Annotated in this window: 19 protein-coding genes; 14 read left to right on the top strand and 5 right to left on the bottom strand. The window is 73.3% G+C overall.

What is annotated here, in order from left to right; translation table 11 throughout:
* Nucleotides 1–4 precede the first annotated feature (4 nt).
* Nucleotides 5–727, bottom strand: a complete 723-nt coding sequence (locus tag AC1DT4_RS11990) for a phosphatase PAP2 family protein (RefSeq protein ID WP_477090020.1) — start codon at nt 725–727, stop codon at nt 5–7.
* A 121-nt stretch (nt 728–848) separates the two neighbouring features.
* Between AC1DT4_RS11990 and AC1DT4_RS11985 the strand changes: the two genes are divergently transcribed.
* The gene (locus AC1DT4_RS11985; RefSeq protein WP_477090019.1) at nt 849–1,640 is read left to right on the top strand and encodes a COG4705 family protein; all 792 of its coding nucleotides are present in this window, start codon (nt 849–851) and stop codon (nt 1,638–1,640) included.
* 17 nt (nt 1,641–1,657) lie between these two features.
* Nucleotides 1,658–3,043: a sensor histidine kinase gene (locus AC1DT4_RS11980; RefSeq protein WP_477090018.1), complete on the top strand. Its 1,386-nt coding sequence runs from the start codon at nt 1,658–1,660 to the stop codon at nt 3,041–3,043.
* Here AC1DT4_RS11980 and AC1DT4_RS11975 read toward each other — a convergent pair.
* Together AC1DT4_RS11975 and AC1DT4_RS11970 are read right to left on the bottom strand one after the other, a co-directional pair.
* Complete coding sequence (locus tag AC1DT4_RS11975; protein ID WP_477090017.1) at nt 3,019–3,693, bottom strand: response regulator transcription factor; 675 nt, start codon at nt 3,691–3,693, stop codon at nt 3,019–3,021. The two genes, AC1DT4_RS11980 and AC1DT4_RS11975, sit on opposite strands and share 25 nt — an antisense overlap.
* 44 nt (nt 3,694–3,737) lie before the next feature.
* On the bottom strand, nt 3,738–4,493 hold the full coding sequence (locus AC1DT4_RS11970) for an ABC transporter permease (RefSeq protein ID WP_477090016.1): 756 nt from the start codon (nt 4,491–4,493) through the stop codon (nt 3,738–3,740).
* 108 nt (nt 4,494–4,601) lie between these two features.
* On the opposite strand from AC1DT4_RS11970, the gene AC1DT4_RS11965 reads away from it, so the two are divergent.
* Genes AC1DT4_RS11965 through AC1DT4_RS11945 form a run of 5 tightly spaced genes read left to right on the top strand, consistent with a single transcriptional unit; the run spans nt 4,602 to nt 9,404 of the window.
* Nucleotides 4,602–5,435 (top strand): COG4705 family protein, encoded by an 834-nt coding sequence (locus AC1DT4_RS11965; protein ID WP_477090015.1) that lies wholly within the window; start codon nt 4,602–4,604, stop codon nt 5,433–5,435.
* Entirely contained in the window at nt 5,432–6,088 is a 657-nt protein-coding gene (locus AC1DT4_RS11960) for a DedA family protein (protein ID WP_477090014.1), read from the top strand. The genes AC1DT4_RS11965 and AC1DT4_RS11960 overlap by 4 nt, the downstream gene beginning before the upstream one ends.
* A gap of 51 nt (nt 6,089–6,139) precedes the next feature.
* On the top strand, nt 6,140–7,645 hold the full coding sequence (locus AC1DT4_RS11955; RefSeq protein ID WP_477090013.1) for a phospholipid carrier-dependent glycosyltransferase: 1,506 nt from the start codon (nt 6,140–6,142) through the stop codon (nt 7,643–7,645).
* A 50-nt stretch (nt 7,646–7,695) separates the two neighbouring features.
* On the top strand, nt 7,696–8,592 hold the full coding sequence (locus tag AC1DT4_RS11950; RefSeq protein ID WP_477090012.1) for a phenylalanine 4-monooxygenase: 897 nt from the start codon (nt 7,696–7,698) through the stop codon (nt 8,590–8,592).
* An 11-nt stretch (nt 8,593–8,603) separates the two neighbouring features.
* Nucleotides 8,604–9,404, top strand: coding sequence for a class I SAM-dependent methyltransferase (locus AC1DT4_RS11945; protein WP_477090011.1), 801 nt, complete (start codon nt 8,604–8,606; stop codon nt 9,402–9,404).
* 12 nt (nt 9,405–9,416) lie between these two features.
* On the opposite strand, the gene AC1DT4_RS11940 is transcribed toward AC1DT4_RS11945, so the two are convergent.
* Complete coding sequence (locus AC1DT4_RS11940) at nt 9,417–11,309, bottom strand: FAD-binding monooxygenase (protein ID WP_477090010.1); 1,893 nt, start codon at nt 11,307–11,309, stop codon at nt 9,417–9,419.
* A gap of 108 nt (nt 11,310–11,417) precedes the next feature.
* On the opposite strand from AC1DT4_RS11940, the gene AC1DT4_RS11935 reads away from it, so the two are divergent.
* Genes AC1DT4_RS11935 through AC1DT4_RS11905 form a run of 7 tightly spaced genes read left to right on the top strand, consistent with a single transcriptional unit; the run spans nt 11,418 to nt 19,518 of the window.
* On the top strand, nt 11,418–13,064 hold the full coding sequence (locus AC1DT4_RS11935; protein WP_477090009.1) for a thiamine pyrophosphate-binding protein: 1,647 nt from the start codon (nt 11,418–11,420) through the stop codon (nt 13,062–13,064).
* Nucleotides 13,065–13,101: 37 nt separating this feature from the next.
* On the top strand, nt 13,102–14,574 hold the full coding sequence (locus AC1DT4_RS11930; RefSeq protein WP_477090008.1) for a fumarylacetoacetate hydrolase family protein: 1,473 nt from the start codon (nt 13,102–13,104) through the stop codon (nt 14,572–14,574).
* Nucleotides 14,571–15,269: a GntR family transcriptional regulator gene (locus tag AC1DT4_RS11925; protein ID WP_477090007.1), complete on the top strand. Its 699-nt coding sequence runs from the start codon at nt 14,571–14,573 to the stop codon at nt 15,267–15,269. The genes AC1DT4_RS11930 and AC1DT4_RS11925 overlap by 4 nt, the downstream gene beginning before the upstream one ends.
* A gap of 11 nt (nt 15,270–15,280) precedes the next feature.
* Nucleotides 15,281–16,777: a 5-carboxymethyl-2-hydroxymuconate semialdehyde dehydrogenase gene (gene hpaE, locus AC1DT4_RS11920; RefSeq protein ID WP_477090006.1), complete on the top strand. Its 1,497-nt coding sequence runs from the start codon at nt 15,281–15,283 to the stop codon at nt 16,775–16,777.
* A 1-nt stretch (nt 16,778) separates the two neighbouring features.
* Nucleotides 16,779–17,939, top strand: a complete 1,161-nt coding sequence (gene hpaD, locus AC1DT4_RS11915) for a 3,4-dihydroxyphenylacetate 2,3-dioxygenase (RefSeq protein ID WP_477090005.1) — start codon at nt 16,779–16,781, stop codon at nt 17,937–17,939.
* Nucleotides 17,936–18,730, top strand: coding sequence for a fumarylacetoacetate hydrolase family protein (locus AC1DT4_RS11910; RefSeq protein WP_477090004.1), 795 nt, complete (start codon nt 17,936–17,938; stop codon nt 18,728–18,730). Before hpaD ends, AC1DT4_RS11910 begins: the two co-directional genes overlap by 4 nt.
* Complete coding sequence (locus tag AC1DT4_RS11905) at nt 18,715–19,518, top strand: HpcH/HpaI aldolase family protein (protein WP_477090003.1); 804 nt, start codon at nt 18,715–18,717, stop codon at nt 19,516–19,518. Before AC1DT4_RS11910 ends, AC1DT4_RS11905 begins: the two co-directional genes overlap by 16 nt.
* Here the strand turns inward: AC1DT4_RS11905 and AC1DT4_RS11900 are convergent.
* Nucleotides 19,515–20,513, bottom strand: a complete 999-nt coding sequence (locus AC1DT4_RS11900; RefSeq protein ID WP_477090002.1) for a formylglycine-generating enzyme family protein — start codon at nt 20,511–20,513, stop codon at nt 19,515–19,517. The genes AC1DT4_RS11905 and AC1DT4_RS11900 overlap by 4 nt on opposite strands.
* Nucleotides 20,514–20,691: the final 178 nt, after the last annotated feature.

The following is a 20,691-nucleotide window of genomic DNA, read 5'->3' as shown; positions in this document are numbered from 1 at the left end:
CCCGTCACCAGCGGGCCCGCCCGGCGAGGTCGGCACGGCCGGCGTCGGACGTGGAGAACCTGGCGAGCAGTGGCGCGAGCGCCGTCGCCGACAGCAGGGCGTTGCGGAGGTAGCCGTGCCAGAGCCCGGTCAGCAGCACGATCGCGGCGCCGGCGACCAGGACGGAGCCGATGACGTCGCCGAGGTAGTGGACCCCGAGATACAGGCGCGACGCGGCGACGAGCACCACGGCGATCGCGCCGGCCGCCGCGACGGGCCGCGCGCGCTGCGTACCGCGGACCAGGAACCACGCGGCGATCGCGGCCGACACCGCGTAGGCCACGTGACCGCTGGGGTAGCTGGTCATCCCGGTCTCCGGTGCGAGCGAGTGGACGAGGTCGAGCGGGGGCCGCGGCCGCCCGACGAGGACCTTCACGACGAGGGCGGCACCCCACCCGGCGGCCACGACCAGCGCGGTCTCCACGGCGGCGACGGGCCGGCGGCACCCGGCCACCAGGAGTCCTGTGCACGCCAGCACCGTGACGACCGCCACGGGCGGGGACGCCAGGAAGCTGATGCCGAGCATGACCGGCGTCAGCACCGAGGACCGGAGCTCGTCGGCGATCGCCACGTCGATCGCCAGCCCGTAGGGCTGGAGTAAGGCCGTGTCGGTGGCGACGAAGCCGAGGACGAGCGCCAGCACCGCCAGCGCGGCAGCGGCGGCGGGCCAGCGACGGACGTAGGGCATGCGGGGCTCCGGTGCGGTTGATGGACGGGGTACGGGAGCCCACCGTGCGCGACGGCGACTGAGAATCGTCTGAGTCCGGCTCTCAGGTGATCGCAAGGTTCGGGCCGCGACCATGTGGACCGTGACGACCCGTGAGCCCACCGCCACCCCTGCGACTGACGGGTTCGTCGGGGCAGCCAGCAAGGTCCCAGAGGTCGCGGCGATCTTCTGGGTGACGAAGGCGCTGACGACCGCCATGGGTGAGTCGAGCTCCGACTTCCTCGTCCGCGCCATGCCGCCCGAGCTCGCCGTCCTGCTGGGGGCCGCAGGTCTGAGCGTCGCGCTGATCGTCCAGCTGCGGGCTCCGCGGTACGTGCCGTGGCGGTACTGGCTCGCCGTGGCGATGGTGGGCGTGTTCGGCACCATGGCCGCCGACGTGGTCCACGTCGGGCTCGGCATCCCGTACACCGTCTCCACGGCCGCGTTCGCGGCCGTTCTCGGCGCGACGCTGTGGCTCTGGCACCGCACCGAGGGGACGTTGTCGATCCACAGCATCCGGACCCTGCGGCGCGAGTGGTTCTACTGGGCGACCGTCATGGCGACGTTCGCCCTGGGCACGGCCGCCGGCGACCTGGTCGCCGTGCGGCTGCACCTCGGGTACCTGGCTGCCGGCCTCCTCTTCACTGCGCTGCTGCTGGTCCCGGCGATCGGCTACCGGTGGTTCGGGATGAACGCGGTCGCCGCGTTCTGGGTCGCCTACATCCTCACGCGGCCGGTCGGCGCGTCCTTCGCCGACTGGCTCGGTGTCTCCCCCGCGCGCGGCGGGCTGGGCCTGGGCTCCGGGCCGGTCGCCCTCGTCCTGACCGCAGGGATCGTGGCGCTCGTCGTCCGGATGTCGGTCACCGACCGCGCCGCCGGGGAGCTCGCTCGCTGACGGCTACGGTGACCGACATGACAGGGCACCGGCAGCTCTCGGTCCGCGCCCGCTCGGCGCTCGCGGCCATGGGCGCCGTCACGATCGCGCTGGTCCTGGCCTCGCTGGCGCTGCTCGTCGTCCTGCACGACTCCGTCGAGCGCAACGCGGCCGCGACCGCGACCACCCGCGCCCACGACGTCGCCGCCGAGCTGACCACCGACGGCCAGGTCACCACCGGCATCAACCTCGCTCCAGGGCCTGGCGAGGACGCCTACATCCAGATCCTCGACGCCGGCGCCGTGGTCGCCTCGAGCCCGGCGGTGGCGGGGCAGCCTGCGCTGGCGAGCGCGCCCGCAGCGCCCGGCACTGCGGAGGTCGTGCCGCCCGACGCCGTCGGTCCCGGTGAAGGCCCGTTCGTGACCGTCGTCCTCGGGGTCAGCGGCGTCGACGGTGCCGACGCGGTCCTCGTCCAGCAGTTGTACGCCGAGGGCTACGACACCGTGACCGACGCCGCCGAGGCGCTCCTGTTCGCAGTCCCGGCGCTCGTCCTCGTCGTCGGCGCGATGACCTACGTGCTCACGGGTCGGGCGCTGCGCCCTGTGGAGCAGATCAGGCGCCGGACGTCCCAGATCAGCGACGCGGACCTGGAGACGCGGATCGACGTGCCACCGACCGGTGACGAGGTGGCCGAGCTGGCCCGCACGCTCAACGGCATGCTGGACCGGTTGCACGCGGCCTCCCAGGCGCAGGCCCGGTTCGTCGCCGACGCGAGCCACGAGCTGCGGACCCCGCTCGCCGCCGTGCGCGCGGAGCTCGACATCACGACCCGTCAGGGCGCCGCCGCCGACTGGCCGCGCGCCGCCGGCTTCATCGGCGCGTCGAACGACCGGATGCAGCAGCTGGTCGACGACCTGCTGGTGCTCACGCGGACCTCGGAACCGTCCGCGGAACGACGCGACGCCGAGGTCGACCTGGACGACGTCGTCGAGCGGGTCGGCTTCCGGCTGCGCCCGCCGCCGGGGGTCACGGTCCGGGTGAGCACGACACCGGCCCGGGTGCGCGGGGCGCTGCACGAGCTGGAACGGGTCGTGCAGAACCTCGCGGACAACGCGGTGCGGCACGCGGCCGGCCAGGTGGCTCTCTCGGTGAGCCTCAGCGACGACACGGCCGAGATCAGCGTCGACGACGACGGCACCGGGATCCCCATGGCAGCCCGGGAGATCGTGTTCGACCGCTTCGTGCGGCTCGACGAGGGGCGCGCACGCGCCGAGGGCGGCAGCGGCCTCGGACTCGCGATCGTGCGCGGCATCGTGGCGTCGCACGGCGGCACCGTCGTCGCGACCACGTCGGACCTCGGCGGCGCCCGGTTCCTGGTGCGGCTACCCGTCTCGCGGGTTCAGTCCTCGGCGCCGACCCGGTAGCCCATGCCGCGCACCGTGACGATCGACGACCGGCCGAACGGGGCGTCGACCTTGCGCCGCAGATAGCTGATGTAGACCTCGACGACGTTGGGGTCGCCGTCGAACGCCGAGTCCCAGACGTTGTCGAGGATCTCGCGCTTGGTGACCACGTCCCCGCCCCGGCGCAGGAGCAGCTCGAGCACGCCGTACTCGCGCGGGGTCAGTGCGATCTCGACTCCCCCGCGGGTCACCCGCCGCCGGGCCGGCTCCAGGCTCAGGTCCCCCGACACCAGCACCACAGGGCGCTCCGGCGCACCGCGCCGCACCAACGCCCGCAGCCGCGCCAGGAGGACGTCGAACGAGAACGGCTTGGGCAGGAAGTCGTCCGCCCCACGGTCGAAGAGGCTGACCTGCACGTCGTCACCGTCCCGCGCGGTCAGCACGAGCACGGGCGTCCAGATGCCGCGTTCGCGCAGGCTGACCAGCACGTCCCGACCGCTCAGCCCGGGCAGCATCAGGTCCAGCACGATCGCGTCGTAGGTCCCCTCGGTCGCGGCCCACAACCCGTCGACGCCGTCGCCCATGACGTCGACGGCGATCCCCTCGGCCTCGAGCCCGCGCCGCACGACGTCGGCCAGCGGCGGTTCGTCCTCGACCACGAGCACCTTCACGCGCCTACCCTCCCAGCGGTCGACCCCTATCGAACACTGGATCGTCAGTGGGGACGAACGCCCGGCCGCACCGCCCCGACCCGACCGGCCAGCAGGTGCGCGCTGAGCACGGACGCGACCGACTCCGCAGCGAGCAGACCGACCAGGACGAGCAGCTGCACCTGCGCCGCCTCATAGGGCGACGCGCCGCCCAGGAGGAGCCCGACGAAGGCACCCGGCAGGACCACGAGGCCCGCGTTCCGCGTCTGGTCGATCGCCGGCACCAGCGACCGCGCCACCGCACGCCGGACCTGCGGCGCCACGGCAGCGCGCGGCAGCGCCCCCAGCGACAGCCACGCCTCGACGGCCTCCCACTCCGTCGCGACGTCGTCGCGCAGCCGCCCACCCGTCAGTGAGACCGCCGTCATGGAGCCGCCGATGATCTGCGCGACGAACGGGAGCACGGTCTGGGCACGCAGGGGCAGGGCGCCGCTGAGCAGCACGGGGATCGTCGCCGCGAGGGCACCGGAGGCGATGGCAAGGCCGAGGGCAGGCGCCGTCGCGCGGCCCAGCCCGACGCGCACCGTCGACGTCCAGGTCGCCGCCACGAGCATCACCGCCAGGTAGAGCAGGACCGCGCCGGGATGCGCGAACACCCAGGCGATCAGCAGCGCGACGACGGTGAGCTGCCCGGCGGCGCGCGCGACGGCCACCACGGTGTCCCTGCGGACGTGGACGCGGGCGATCGAGAGCGCGACCAGGGTGATCGCGACGAGTGCAGCCACCGCGACGGCGACGGGCACGAGGGACTGCGCGCTCAACGGCGGCTCCCGTGCGGTGCGGCGTGCATCGCTGAACCGTACGGCCCCGAGGACCCCGGCGCGCCGTCCTCAGGGGTTCTTCAGGGTCCGCCCCGGAGGCTACGGGGCATGACGAGCAACCAGCTGAAGACCACCAGCACCGCCCGCCGGGTGCTGAACAAGGTCCCCGAGATCACGATCTACTTCTGGGTGATCAAGGTCCTCGCCACCACGGTGGGCGAGACGTTCGCCGACTGGCTGACGGCGACCCTGGGCATGACCCTGCCGGCCGCGACCCTCGTCGTCGGCGCGATCCTCGTCGCCACGCTCGTGGCCCAGTTCCGCGCCACCCGGTACGTCGCACCGGTCTACTGGCTGGCGGTCGTGCTCATCAGCGTGGTGGGCACCCTCATCACCGACTATCTCGTGGACGAGGTGGGTGTTCCGCTGTGGGTGACCACGATCGTGTTCGCCATCGCCCTCGGCATCACGTTCGCGGTCTGGTACAGGGTCGAGCGCACCCTGTCGATCCACTCCATCACGAGCACCCGCCGCGAGGCCTTCTACTGGCTGGCGATCCTGTTCACCTTCGCCCTCGGCACCGCCGCCGGCGACCTGCTCGCGGAGGGCCTCGCCCTCGGCTACCTCGCCTCGGCGCTGCTGTTCGCCGGCGCCATCGCCGTCGTCGCCGCCGCTCACCGCTGGTTCCGGCTGGGCGCCGTGCTCTCGTTCTGGATCGCGTACATCCTCACGCGCCCGCTCGGCGCGTCGATCGGTGACCTCCTCTCGCAGAGCAAGGCCGACGGCGGTCTCGGGCTCGGCACGACGACCACGAGCGTCATCTTCCTGGCCGCGATCGCCATCACCGTCGCCTTCCTCACCGTGACGCAGCGCGACGTCGAGACCGTGCAGGCAGACGACCTCGACGAGCTCGACGAGCTCGCCGGGGAGCCCGCACGATGACGTTGCTCGTCGCCGCGTCCGACCCGAGTGCCCTGACCGGAGTCGCCGGCTGGGCCGTCCACCTGATGGAGACGCTCGGCGTGGTCGGGGCGGCCATCGCGATCGCGCTCGAGAACGTGTTCCCGCCCCTGCCCAGCGAGATCATCCTGCCGCTGGCCGGCTTCACCGCGAGCCAGGGCTCGTTCGGCCTGATCGAGGCCATCGTCTGGACGACGGTCGGGTCGGTCGTGGGCGCGGCCGTGCTCTACCTCGCCGGCGCCCTCATCGGGCGCGAGCGCACCCGCGCCCTGGTCGGCCGCATCCCCCTGGTCAGCCTGGCGGACGTCGACCGTTCCGAGGCCTTCTTCAACCGGCACGGGCGCACCGCGGTGTTCGTCGGCCGCATGGTGCCCGTGTTCCGCAGTCTGATCTCCATCCCCGCGGGCGTCGAGCGGATGCCCGTCGGGACCTTCCTGCTCCTCTCGGCGGCGGGCAGCGCGATCTGGAACTCGATCTTCGTCTGCGCCGGCTACCTGCTCGGGGAGAACTGGGACCTGGTCGACCAGTATGCCGGGATCTTCCAGTGGCTCGTCATCGCCGCGATCGCGGGGCTCGTCCTGTGGTTCGTCGTCTCCCGCCTGCGCCTGCGAGGCCGCCCGGCCACGGACGGCTGAGCAGTCCGCGCACTCAGGTGATCTTCAGCGTCGGGTGGTCATCATCAGCGGATGGACACGTCCGCTCGGACGACAGCCCCGCCCGGCCGCGCGGCCGCGTGGGCCGTCGCCGGGGGTGCCGGCATCCTCGCGCTCCTGGTCCGGTGGACCGCGCTGGGCGGCGCGCGCGGGCTGTTCGGCTACCACGGGTACGACGACGGGGTGTACTTCGCGTCGGCGGTCTCGTTCGTCCACGACCGCCTCCCGTACCGGGACTTCCTCCTCCTGCACCCGCCCGGGATCATGCTGGCGCTGACGCCCTTCGCGCTCCTGACGCGGTGGCTGAGCGACTCGGACGCCCTCGCAGCGGCCCGGCTCGGCTTCCTCTGTCTCGGGGCGGTCAACACCGTCCTGGTCACCCGGGTCGCGCGGCGCTGGGGCACCGCGGCCATGGTCGTCGCCGGCCTGCTGTACGCGGTCTCCTCGGCGGCCGCCTACGCCGAGCGGCTGACGCTCCTCGAGCCGCTCGGCACTCTCACCCTGCTGGCGTCGGTGCTCCTGCTGCTCAGGGCGCGGGTCGCCAGGGCGTCGTGGTGGTGGCTGTGCGCGGGCGGCGCGGTGCTCGGCCTGGGCCCGGTCGTCAAGATCTGGAACGTCGTGCCGGTGGTGGTCGTCGTCGGCTGGGTGGCCTGGACCCGCGGGTGGAGGCCCGCGGCGGTCGTCGTCGGTGCGGCGACCGCGTCCGCCGCCGCGGTCCTGGTCCCGTTCGCGGTCGCGGCCCCCGCGAGGATGCTCCGGCTGGTCGTGCTCGACCAGCTCGGACGCCCGCGAGCTCCGGGTTCGGTCGCGCTCCGGCTCGAGGGAGTCACCGGAGTCGACGTCACCGCGGCCGCCCCGGTGGCGGCGCAGGCGGCCCTGGCGGCGCTCCTCTGTGCCGCCGTGACGGCCGCGGCGATCGTCACGTGGGTGCACCGACGCGCGCGGCTGTGGGTCGTCCTGCTCGCGACCCAGGTCGTGGTCATCCTCGCTTCGCCGTCCTTCTACGCCCAGTACTCGGCGTACGCCGCTGCGGCGCTCTGCCTGGTGACGGCGGCTGCGGTCTCCCTCGTCCCTGCGCGGCGTCGCGCGGCCGTCGCGGTCGCCACCGGCACCCTGTTCGCCCTCACGGCCGCCGCGGTCCCGGTCCAGCCCGTCCCCGCGTTCCCGGCCGCCGCGGTGCGTCGTCTCCTGCCCGCCGCCGGGTGCATCCAGTCGGACTCGCCGGGCGCTCTGGCACTGCTCGACGTGCTCACCCGCGACGTGGCCCTCCGGTGCGACGTGCCGGTCGACGTCTCCGGGGAGACCTACGACGTCGGCAGCCGTGACTCGCTCGGCCGGCCCGTGCCACGGATCCGCAACGGTCACTGGCAGGCCGACGCCACGGCCTACCTCAGCTCCGGGTCCGCCGCGATCATGGTGCGAGGGGTCGGGGACGGCTTCGACGCCGCGACGCTCCACGCGCTACGGACGCAGAACGAGGTCGTCCACCTGCCCGGTGTGCGCGTGCTCCTCCCGAGGACGAACGCGTCGGCAGGCTGACACCCCGTTGGGGGATGCGTCGCCCGCGCTTGTGGCGTACAACGGGACGCATGTTTGAAGAGGGTCAGCTGTACGCCCCCGTCACCGCGGACGAGGACGGCAAGGCCACCGTGCACCTCGCGGACGACCACCCCGGCGCGAACGATCCGGAGTACCGGCGCCGTCGGAACGAGATCGCCGCCCCTGCGCTCGCGTGGCGGCCCGGCGACCCCGTGCCGCGCGTGGAGTACACCGACTCGGAGAACGAGATCTGGCGGACCGTGTGCCGGGAGCTGGCGCCCAAGCACGAGCGGCTCGCGATCCGGGGGTTCCTCGAGGGCAAGGAGGCGCTCGCGCTCCCGACCGACCACGTGCCGCAGCTGGACGAGGTCAGCGCCGGGCTCGGTCCGCTCAGCGACTTCCGGCTCCACCCCGCCGCCGGGCTGGTGCCCCTCGACGTGTTCTACGGGTCGCTGGCCGACGGGGTCTTCCACTCCACGCAGTACCTGCGGCACCCGTCGCAGCCGCTCTACACGCCGGAGCCGGACATCATCCACGAGGTCGTCGGGCACTGCAATCTGCTCGCGAACCCCGCGATCGCCGAGGTCAAGCGCCGTGCCGGGGAGGCCGCACGACGGTGTGAGACGCCCGAGGGCCTGCAGTACGTGGCCGACGTCTTCTGGTTCACCATCGAGTTCGGCGTCATGTACGAGCACGGCGAGCTGCGCGCCTACGGCGCCGGCCTGCTGTCCTCCTACGGCGAGATCGAGGAGTTCCGCGGCGCCGACGTGCGACCCGTCGACTTCCACGCGATGGCCACGCTCGAGTACGACATCTCCCACTACCAGCCGATCCTGTTCGCCTGCGACGGCATGGGCGAGCTCACCGACCGGGTGGGCGGCTTCTTCGCGGAGTTCGACGACGAGACGCCCGCCCGGCTCGCCCGCGACGCCGCGCTGACCCGCTGACGCGCCCCCGCATGGACCAGCGCGGCGCCGACCACTGGGTGGTCCACCGCGACCGGTACGACCACATGTACGAGCCGTTCCAGGCCGCCCTGCTGTCCGCCGCCGGGATCCGCAGCGGCGAGACCGTGCTCGACGTGGGCTGCGGGTACGGCACGACGACCTTGGCCGCCGCCGCGCTCGCCCGGCCCGGCACGGTCACCGGCATCGACGTCTCGCCCACGATGCTCGCCCTCGCCCGGACGACCGCAGCGGGGATCAGCACCGTCGCGTTCGTCGAGGACGACGCCCAGACCCACGCCTTCCCGCCGGCGTCGTTCGACGTGGTGGTCTCGCGGTTCGGCGTGATGTTCTTCGCCGACCCGGTCGCGGCGTTCGCGACCCTGCGGCGCGCCACCCGACCGGGCGGTCGCCTCGTCTTCGTCTCCTGGCGGTCGCAGGAGCACCAACCCTGGCTGTGCGTGCCGGGCGCGGCCGTCGCCCACTACGTCGAGCTCCCCGATCTGACCAACGGCGGCGGGCCGGGCATGTTCGGACTGGCCGACGCCGACCGGGTGCGGACCGTGCTGCGGGCGGCCGGGTGGACGGCGGTCGAGCTCGCGCACGTGACCACGCCGCTGCCGCTCGGCCGCTCCCCGGAGGACGCCGTCTCGTTCCTCAGGAGCGGATCCCTCGGTCGCCGCGCCCTGGACGGCGCCGACGAGGACACCGAGGCCCGCGCACTGGCCGAGGCCCGCGCCGCGCTGGGCCCGTACACGCAGGCCGACGGGGTCCGGCTCGACGCCAGCGTCTGGCTCGTGCAGGCACGGGCCTGACGAAGCCCTGCGTCAGACCGGCTGACGTGCCCGGACCAGCAGGTGCTGGCGGAAGAACGCGGCGAGCTCGTCCGTGGCGTCGAGGGGCAGGACGGCGGCGACGTACTGGTCGGGCCGGACCACCACGACGCACCCGGCCCGGTCCACGCCGCGCAGCTCGAAGATGTCGGCGTCCGGGTGCGTGGCGAACGCCTTCTCGTAGTCGACGAGCTGGAACGGACCGGTGCGCGGCCGGAAGAGGTCCGGCACGGCCGAGTCGTCCACGTCGACGTGCCGCTGCTGGTAGACGACCTTGAGGTCGAGCACGCTGTCGAGCGGGTCCCCCTCCGCCGTGTGGGCGCGCACCGGCGAGTCGGGCGAGCCGGCCATCCAGTCGGCCCACGCCGTCAGCGCGGACGCGTCCCGGTCGGCGAACGCGTACACGCGCCAGCGGCCGTCGGCGCGGTGCTGGTGCCCGAGGTGCAGGGGGTTGGCGTCGGCGACCCGGACGACGGGCGCGGACTTGAACCGCTTCCCGACCGTGAAGCCCGCGGCGAGCGCCTGGTGCGTGGGCTGGGCGACGAGCATCGACGGCGGGTACTGCGTCATGAACCCGAAGAGGAACTCGGTGGTCTGGACGTAGAAGTCGGCCAGCTCGGCGGGGTCGTCGAAGTCCTCGGGCCTCTTCGCCATGAGGGCCGACCACTGCTTGTCGAAGTCGATGAGGTTCTGCGCGATGACCTGGCGCTCCGCGGAGTACGTGGGCAGCAGGCTCTCCGGGCTACGACCCGACAGGACGTAGCCGAGCTTCCAGCCGAGGTTGAACCCGTCCTGCATGGACACGTTCATGCCCTGGCCGGCCTTCGCGCTGTGCGTGTGGCAGGCGTCGCCCTCGATGAAGACGCGGGGGTTGCGCGCGCCGATCTGCTCGAGCGGGACGTCGTCGAACCGGTCGGTCACCCGGTGGCCGACCTCATACACGCTGTGCCAGGCGACGTCCTTCACCTCGAGGGTGTACGGGTGCAGGATCGCGTTCGCGTGGGCGACGATCTGCTCGACTGGCGTGCTGCGCAGCGCGCCCTCGTTCCCCGGCCGGACCTCGCCCAGGTCCACGTACATGCGGAACAGCTGGCCGCCCTCGCGCGGGATCAGCAGGATGCTGCCGCCCGACCCGGACTGGATCGCGCACTTGCGGCGGATGTCGGGGAAGTCGGTCACGGCGAGGACGTCCATGACTCCCCAGGCGTGGGCCGCGCTGCCACCCTGGGGGATGCAGCCGATGGACCGCCGGACGCCGCTGTGGGCACCGTCGGCGCCGACGACGTACTTCGCCCGGACGACCTTCTCCTGCCCGGCGTCGTCGCCGGACGTGCGCACGAGGTGGACGGTGACCGGGTGCTCGCCGCCGTCGGCGATCTCCAGGTCGCGGAACTCGTAGCCGTAGTCGGGCGTCATCCGCGTCGGGGCGTTCGCCATGAACTCGGCGAAGTAGTCGAGCACGCGGGCCTGGTTGACGTACAGGTGGGGGAACTCGCTGATCCCCGACGGGTCGTCGGCCGTCCGCTCGCCGCGCACGATCCGCGTCGGGTCGGCCGGGTCCGGGTGCCAGAAGCAGACCTCCATGACGCGGTAGGACTCCTCGGCGATCCGGCCGGCGAAGCCGAAGGCCTCGAACGTCTCGACGCTGCGGGGCTGGATCCCGTCCGCCTGGCCGATCTTCAGCCGCCCCGCGCGGCGGTCGACGATGCGCGTGGTGACACCCGGGAACTGCGACAGCTGCGCGGCGGTGATCATGCCGGCCGGCCCCGTGCCGACGACGAGGACGTCCACCTCGTCCGGGAGCTCGTCGGGCCGGTCGAGGCCGACGCCAGCGGCGGGCTGCACGCGCGGGTCGCCGGAGACGTAGCCGTTGTGGTGGAACTGCATGGGACCGACTCCCCTGACGTCGATGTCGAGGTTTGACGGATCGTATATTATCCCCTCTGAGCCGCAGCGACGACGCCGCGGCCGACCCGGTCCGGGAGGCCCTGTTCCATGCCGACGGTTTCCGCGCACGTCGCCGTCACGCTCGCGGCCCACGTCGACCACGTCTTCGGGGTCATGGGCAACGGCAACGCGTACTTCCTCGACGCCCTGACCTGCCAGACCGACGCCGACTTCACGCCGGTGCGGCACGAGGCGGGCGCCGTCGTCGCGGCCGACGCCTTCCACCGGGCCTCCGGCCGGCTCGCGGCCGCGACGACGACCTACGGCGCCGGCTTCACCAACACGCTCACCGCGCTGGCCGAGGCCGTGCAGGCCCACGTGCCGCTCGTCCTCGTGGTCGGCGACGAGCCGACGTCGGGGCCGCGCCCCTGGGGCGTCGACCAGATCGCGATGGCCTCGGCCGTCGGGGCCCGCACCTACACCGTGGGCCGCGCGGACGCCGCGGCGACGACCGTCATCGCCGTCGAGCACGCGCTGACCTACCGGGTGCCCACCGTGCTCGCGATCCCCTACGACGTCGCGACGCTGGACACCGGCCCGGTGCCCGAGACCCCGACCCCGCGCCTGCCCGCGCCGCTCCCCCTGCGCGGGTCGTTCGCCGACGGCGTGGTGCGCGAGATCGCCGCGGCCCTCGCCGGCGCGCGCCGACCGCTGCTCCTCGCGGGACGCGGCGCCTGGGTGGCCGGCGCGGGCGAGACGCTCGGCGCCATCGCCGACGCCACGGGGGCGCTGACGGCGACGACGGCGCTGGGGCGCGGGCTCTTCCCCCGGGCAGAGTTCGACCTCGGCGTGGCCGGCGGGTTCGGCGCGGAGGACGCGATGGCGCTGGTCCGCGAGGCCGACGTCGCGGTCGTCGTGGGCGCCTCCCTCAACCAGTTCACGATGCGGTTCGGCGACCTGTTCGCGCCGGGGTGCCGCGTCTTCCAGGTCGACGTCGCGCCCGCCGCCACCCACCCGCACGTCGGCGGGTACGTGCGCGGGGACGCCGGCGTCGTCGCGGGGGCGATCCTCGACCAGCTCGCGGGGGCCACCCCCAGCGGGTGGCGGGAGTCCGTCGACCTCACGGACGCGCGACGCCACGAGCCCGGGGACGGGATCGCCGCGGACGGCCGCCTCGACCCGCGCACTGCCGCGGCCCGGCTGGCCGAGCTGCTGCCCGAGGACCGCGTGGTCGTCTCGGACGGCGGCCACTTCCTCGGCTGGTCGAACATGTACTGGCCCGTGTCCGCGCCGGACCGGATGATGATGGTTGGCACGGCGTTCCAGGCGATCGGCCTGGGTTTCCCCAGCGTGGTGGGCGCCGCGCTCGCACGACCCGAGTCCACGGTGGTCCTCACCACCGGCGACGGCGGCGGGCTCATGGCGCTGTCCGACCTCGAGTCGGCGATCCGGGTGGCGGGCGGGCGCGGGATCGCGGTCGTGTGGAACGACGGGGCGTACGGCGCGGAGCTGCACCTCTACGGGCGCAAGGGGCTGGCCCAGGAGCCGATGCTGATCCCGGACGTCGACTTCGCCGGCGTGGCGTCCGCGCTGGGCGCGCAAGGCGTCTCCGTCCGGTCCGTCCAGGACCTCGACGTGCTGACGGACTGGCAGGCGCGCCCGGCGAGCGAGCGGCCGTTCCTGCTGCTCGACCTGCGGATCTCCGGGAGCGTGGTCGCACCCTTCTGGGAGGAGATCACCCGCGCGAGCAGCTGACCGGCGCCACCTCTCATCACACACGGGCGAGGAGCTCATGACGGACCACAGCGCAGGCACGGACGACCGGTTCTCCGGCCTGCCCGGCCGCCCCGGGAAGATCGTCGCGATCCACCTCAGCTACGCGTCCCGCGCCGACCAGCGCGGCCGCCGCCCCGCCCACCCGTCGTACTTCTTCAAGCCCTCGAGCTCCGTGGCGCCCTCCGGTGGCACGGTCGAGCGCCCGGCCGGTACCGAGCTGCTCGCCTTCGAGGGCGAGATCGCGCTCGTCATCGGCACCGCCGCGCGGCGCGTGCCTCTCGCCCGCGCGTGGGACCACGTCGCGTGGGTCACGGCGGCGAACGACCTCGGCCTGTACGACCTGCGCGCGAGCGACAAGGGCTCCAACGTCCGGTCCAAGGGCGGGGACGGGTTCACCCCGATCGGGCCCGGCCTGCTCGATGCCCGGTCGGTCGACCCGGCGGCGCTGAGGCTGCGGGCCTGGGTGAACGGCGAGCTGCGCCAGGACGACACGACCGCCGGGCTGCTCTTCCCCCTGGCCCAGCTCGTCGCCGACCTCTCCCAGCACCTGACCCTCGAGCCCGGCGACGTCATCCTCACCGGCACGCCCGCCGGCTCCTCGGTCGTCGTCCCCGGGGACGTCGTCGAGGTGGAGGTCGACACCCCCGACGGGCGCACCTCGGGCCGGCTCCGCACGATCGTCACCCAGGGCGATCGGGAGCTCGACGGCACGCTCGGAGCACTCCCCGCCGTCGACGACGTCCAGCGCGCCGAGGCGTGGGGCTCGCGCGCTGCGGCGGGGCTCGGACCGGAAGGCCTCTCCCCCGAGCTTCGCGAGAAGCTCACACGCGCGCCGGTCGCCGCGCTCAGCGCCCAGCTGCGCAAGCGCGGCCTGGACGCCGTGACCATCGACGGCGTCCTGCCGATGCACCCGGGCGCCAAGCTCGTCGGCACCGCGCGCACCCTGCGGCTCGTGCCGGGCCGCGAGGACCTGTTCGCCCGCCGGGGCGGCGGCTACAACGCCCAGAAGCGCGCGTTCGACTCCGTCGGCGAGGGCGAGGTGATCGTCATCGAGGCGCGCGGCGAGACCGGGTCCGGCACGCTCGGCGACATCCTCGCCCTGCGCGCCCACGTGCGCGGCGCCGCCGGCATCGTCACCGACGGCGGGGTGCGCGACCACGACGCCGTCGCCGCGGTCGGCATCCCCGTGTACTCGGCCGGCGCACACCCCGCCGTCCTCGGCCGGCGGCACGTGCCGTGGGACGTCGACGTCGCCGTCGCCTGCGGAGGGACGACCGTCGAGCCGGGCGACGTGGTGGTCGGGGATCGCGACGGAGTCGTCGTCATCCCGCCGGGGCTCGTCGAGGAGGTGGTCGACGCCGCCCTCGCCCAGGAGGAGGAGGACGGCTGGATCGCCGAGCAGGTCGCCGCCGGCCACGCGGTCGACGGCCTCTTCCCGATGAACGCGCAGTGGCGAGCGACGTTCGACGCCTGGCACGCGAGCCGATGAGCGAGACGACGCCGGAGACGGGCAAGTCCCAGCAGGCGTACCACTGGCTCAAGGAACGGATCGCGCGCGAGGAGCTCGCGCCGGGCTACCGGCTGGTCCTGGCCTCGATCGCGAACGAGCTCGACATGAGCGTGGTGCCCGTCCGGGAGGCGATCCGCCGGCTCGAGGCCGAGGGGCTCGTGACGTTCGAGCGGAACATCGGGGCGCGCGTGTCGATGATCGACGACACCCAGTACCGGCACAGCATGGAGACCCTGGCCATCCTCGAGGGTGCGGCCACCGCGCTGTCCGCGCGGCACCTGGGCGCCGACGACGTCCGGCACGCGCGCGAGCTCAACCGCCGACTCGTCGAATCCCTCGACGACTTCGACCCCCGGCTCTTCACGTCACTGAACCAGCGGTTCCACTCGGTGCTGTTCGCGCCCTGCCCGAACCCTCGCCTGCTCGCGCTCGTGGAGGCCGAGTGGGTTCGGCTGGGGCACCTGCGCGACTCGACGTTCAGCTTCGTGCCCGGCCGCGCGCAGGAGTCGGTGCGCGAGCACGAGACCATCGTCGACCTCATCGAGACCGACGCACCCCTGGCGGACATCGAGCGCGCCGCCCGCGCGCACCGCTCGGCCACGCTCGCCGCGTACCTCAGCCACGAGCACCCCGACGAGGCGCCGGTCGAACCCGGCGCGACGATTGGATCCTGAGAGGCGACCCCATGCCCCACCACCTGCCCGCCGACCTTCCTGAGCACATCCAGCACTACATCGGCGGCGAGCACGTCGACTCCGCCGGCGGCGCGACGTTCGAGGTCCTCGACCCGGTGTCGAACGAGACGTACCTGCGCGCCGCGGCGGGCAAGGCCGCGGACGTCGACCGGGCCGTCGCTGCGGCGCGGCGCGCCTTCGAGGAGGGCCCCTGGCCGCGGATGGTGCCGCGTGAGCGCTCGCGGGTCCTGCACCGGGTCGCCGACATCGTCGAGTCTCGCGACGCCCGCCTGGCGGAGCTGGAGAGCTTCGACTCGGGCCTGCCGATCACCCAGGCGCTGGGCCAGGCGCGCCGGGCCGCCGAGAACTTCCGGTTCTTCGCCGACCTCGTGGTCGCCCAGACCGACGACGCGTTCAAGGTGCCCGGCCGGCAGCTCAACTACGTCAACCGCAAGCCGATCGGCGTCGCCGGGCTCATCACGCCGTGGAACACGCCGTTCATGCTCGAGTCGTGGAAGCTGGGCCCCGCGCTGGCCACGGGCAACACGGTCGTGCTCAAGCCGGCCGAGTTCACGCCGCTGTCGGCGTCCCTGTGGGCCGGCATCTTCGAGGAGGCCGGCGTGCCCGAGGGGGTGTTCAACCTCGTGCACGGGCTGGGCGAGGAGGCGGGCGACGCGCTGGTCAAGCACCCGGACGTCCCGCTCATCTCGTTCACCGGCGAGAGCAGCACCGGGCAGCTCATCTTCGCCAACGCGGCGCCGCACCTGAAGGGCCTCTCGATGGAGCTCGGCGGGAAGTCCCCCGCCGTGGTCTTCGCCGACGCCGACCTCGAGGCGGCCATCGACGCGACGATCTTCGGGGTGTTCTCGCTCAACGGCGAGCGGTGCACCGCCGGCAGCCGGATCCTCGTCCAGCGCGAGATCTACGACGAGTTCGTCGAGCGCTACGCCGCACAGGCGAGGCGGGTCGTCGTCGGACCCCCGCACGAGGCGAGCACCGAGGTCGGCGCGCTCGTGCACCCCGAGCACTACGCCAAGGTGATGGGCTACATCGAGATCGGCCGGACCGAGGGTCGGCTCGTCGCCGGCGGCGGACGGCCCGACGGCTTCCCGACCGGCAACTACGTGGCGCCCACCGTCTTCGCCGACGTCCCGGCGGACGCCCGGATCTTCCAGGAGGAGATCTTCGGGCCGGTGGTCGCCATCACGCCGTTCGACACGGACGAGGAGGCGCTCGCGCTCGCGAACGGCGTGAGGTACGGGCTCGCGGCCTACGTGTGGACCAACGACCTGCGGCGGGCGCACACCTTCGCTCAGGCAGTGGAGTCGGGCATGGTGTGGCTCAACAGCAACAACGTCCGCGACCTGCGCACGCCGTTCGGTGGGGTCAAGGCCTCGGGGCTCGGCCACGAGGGCGGGTACCGCTCGATCGACTTCTACACGCACCAGCAGGCCGTGCACGTCACGCTCGGCGCAGCACACAACCCGACCTTCGGCAAAGGACACTGACGTGAGCACCCCCCTCACCCCCGGCGGGCCCGAGCCCGTCGTGAGCGCCGAGGACCCGATCCGGTCCGGCGACCCCATCCCGACGCCGTCGTCCCCGCCGCCGGACATCCTGCGCGCCGCGTCGATGGAGCTGGTCGTCACCGACCTCGCGGCGTCGCGGAACTTCTACGTCGACGTCCTCGGCCTCGTCGTGACCGAGGAGGACGACGAGTCGGTCTACCTGCGCAGCCACGAGGAGTTCATCCACCACAACCTCGTCCTGCGCACGGGTCCGGTGGCGGCGGTCGCCGCGCTCTCCTACCGGGTCCGCGCGCCCGAGGACCTCGACAGGGCGGTCGCGTTCTACGGCGAGCTCGGGTGCCGGGTCGAGCGGCGTGCCGACGGCTTCGTGAAGGGTCTCGGGGACTCCGTCCGCGTCGAGGACCCGCTCGGGTTCCCGTACGAGTTCTTCCACGACGTCGAGCACGTCGAGCGGCTCGCGTGGCGCTACGACCTGTACACGCCGGGCACGCTCGTCCGCATCGACCACTTCAACCAGGTCACCCCCGACGTGCCCCGGGCCGTCGCCTACCTGGAGGACCTCGGGTTCCGCGTCACCGAGGACATCCAGGACGAGGCCGGCACCACCTACGCCGCGTGGATGCGGCGCAAGCCCACGGTCCACGACACCGCGATGACGGGCGGCAACGGCCCGCGCCTGCACCACGTCGCCTTCGCGACCCACGAGAAGCACAACATCCTGGCGATCTGCGACAAGCTCGGCGCGCTGCGGATGTCGGACCGGATCGAGCGCGGCCCCGGCCGGCACGGCGTGTCCAACGCGTTCTACCTGTACCTGCGCGACCCCGACGGGCACCGCATCGAGATCTACACGCAGGACTACTACACCGGCGACCCGGACAACCCGGTGGTCACGTGGGACGTCCACGACAACCAGCGCCGCGACTGGTGGGGCAACCCGGTGGTCCCCTCCTGGTACACCGAGGCCTCCCTCGTCCTCGATCTCGACGGCGTCCCGCAGCCGGTCGTGGACCGCACGGACACCAGCGAGATGGAGGTGACCATCGGGGCCGACGGCTTCTCCTACACCCGCAAGGGCGACGCCACCGACGAGCTCCCGAGCTGGAAGCAGGGCGAGTACAAGCTGGGGCACCAGCTGTGACGCGCGCGCTGCCGGCCGAGACCGTCGCGGCGATCGCCGATGAGCTGGCCGCCGCGGAGCGCGACCGCACCACGGTGCCGCTCCTGACCGCCCGCCACCCCGGCATGACCGTCGACGACGCGTACGCGGTGCAGAGCGAGTGGCGGCGCCGTGCCGTGTCCGCAGGCCGGCGACCGGTCGGCCGCAAGATCGGCCTGACCTCGAAGGTCATGCAGGCGGCCACCGGCATCGACGAGCCCGACTACGGGTCGATCTTCTCCGACATGGTCTACGAGAACGGCTCCGTGATCGAGCACGGTCGGTTCTCGAACGTCCGCATCGAGGTCGAGCTCGCGTTCCGCCTGGCCCAGCCCGTCGAAGGTCCGGACGCCACCGTCTTCGACGTCCTGGCGGCCACCGAGTACGTGGTGCCGGCGCTGGAGATCCTGGCCTCCCGCATCGCGCTCGAGGGCCGCACGATCGTCGACACGATCAGCGACAACGCGGCCATGGGGGCGATGGTCCTCGGCGGCACGCCCGTGCGTCCCGACGACGTCGACCTGCGCTGGATCGCCGCGATGCTCTACCGCAACGAGACCGTCGAGGAGTCGGGCGTCGCTGGCGCCGTGCTCAACCACCCCGCGATGGGCGTCGTCTGGCTGGCGAACAAGCTGGCCCAGCACGGCGACCTGCTCGAGGCGGGCGACCTCGTGCTCGCGGGCTCCTTCACCCGTCCGATGTGGGTGCACCCGGGCGACACCGTGCTGGCCGACTACCGCGACCTGGGGACGATCACATGCCGCTTCGTCTAGCACCGACCTTCCGCGACGCCCTCGCCGCGGCGGACCGACCGCTCGCCGGGATGTGGGTGTGCTCGGGGAGCCCGCTGGTGGCGGAGGTCTGCGCGGGCGCCGGGCTCGACTGGCTGCTGGTCGACATGGAGCACTCCCCCAACGGGCTGGAGTCGGTGCTCGCGCAGCTCCAGGCCGTCGCCGCCTACCCGGTGACGCCGGTCGTGCGGGTGGCGACCGCCGACGTCGTCACGATCAAACAGGCCCTGGACCTCGGGGCGCAGAGCCTCCTCGTGCCCATGGTGTCCTCGGCGCAGGAGGCGGCGGCCGTCGTCGAGGCCGTGCGCTACCCGCCGCGCGGCCGGCGGGGGGTCGGGTCCGCGCTCGCCCGCTCGGCCCGGTGGAACCGGGTCGACGGGTACCTCGAGCACGCCGACGAGCACGTGTCGCTCGTCGTCCAGGTCGAGACGGTCGAGGGCGTCGACGCCGCCGGCGCGATCGCGGCCGTGGACGGTGTCGACGGCGTCTTCGTGGGGCCGTCCGACCTCGCCGCCTCGATGGGGCTGCTCGGGCAGCAGGGCCACCCGGACGTCGTCGCGGCGGTCCACCGAGCCTTCTCCGCGGTGCGCGCCGCCGGGAAGCCGGTCGGGGTCAACGCGTTCGACCCGACCCTGGCGAGCGCGTACCTCGGCGCCGGGGCCTCGTTCGTCCTCGTCGGCGCCGACGTCACGCTGCTGGCGCGGGGGTCCGAGGCGCTCGCGGGCCGATGGGTGTCTGCGGTCGCCGATCCCGAGCAGCCGGGCCTCTAGGCGCCGCCGGCCGGTACGTCGGCCACAACCGCGTCGGCCGCGCACCGGAACCCGACGTTGCCGGCCGAGGCGTCGGGCGAGCTCGAGCTGCGCGAGTCCACCCGGTACCGGAAGCAGTACGACTCGTGGCACAGGTACGAGCCGCCGCGCATCACCCGGAGCGCGCCGGTCGACGGACCGGCCGGGTCCGATCGTGCCGAGGACCGGTACGTGTCGACCGCGAACCAGTCCTGGCACCACTCCCAGACGTTGCCCGTCATGGTGTGCAGCCCGAAGCCGTTGGGGGCGAACGCGTCGGCCGGCGCGGTGCCGAGGTAGCCGTCGTCGAGGGTGTTCCGGGACGGAAAGTCGCCCTGCCACACGTTCATCAGGTGCTCGCCGCCCGGCTCCCGCTCGTGCCCCCACGGGTAGTGGGCACCCTCCCGTCCGCCCCGGGCCGCGCGCTCCCACTCGGCCTCGGTCGGCAGCCGCACCCCGGCCCACGACGCGAACGCCGACGCGTCCGACCAGCTCACGTGCACGACCGGGTGCTCGTCCCGCGCCCGGACGTCCGACTGCGGCCCCTCGGGGTGGCGCCAGTCGGCGCCCTCCACCTGGCGCCACCACGGCGTCGCGGCGACGCCGCGGGTCGGCGGGAAGTCGTCGGGCAGCAGGCCCGCGAACACGAACGACCAGCCGTAGGCCTCGGCCTCCGTCCGGTAGCCCGTCGCGTCGACGAAGCCCGCGAACTGGGCGTTCGTCACCGTCGTCCGCATCATCCGGAACGGGCGGAGGTCGACCACGTGCGCCGGTCCCTCGCCGTCCGACGGGTAGCCGTCGGATCCGTCGTGGCCCATGGTGAACACGCCCCCGGGGACGTCCACCATGGTCGCCAGGATCGAGCCGCGCGCTGCGGCCGCGGCGTCTCGCGACAGCGTCGGCACCGCCAGGTCGCCGGTCGCGCGCGTGCTGTCGTGCGGTGCCCCGGGGGCGCAGCACGCGTGGTCGCCGGTCATCACGCGATCATCTCGCGCATGTCGAGCGGCGTGGCCGTCCTTCGCGGACGGTAGCGCGATCGAATTCTCTGGTGTGCAGGACTGAGCCAGGATCAGCATGGGTGGCATGTCTGCTCCGGCCGCTGCCGATCACTGAGCGCGGGTCACCCCGCCTGATCACGCCCGTCGTCGCGACGGG

Source organism: Cellulomonas sp. P4_D11, from assembly GCF_056401915.1.
The sequence above is the reverse complement of the archived record's forward strand: the minus strand, read 5'-3'. Positions and strand labels throughout refer to the sequence as shown.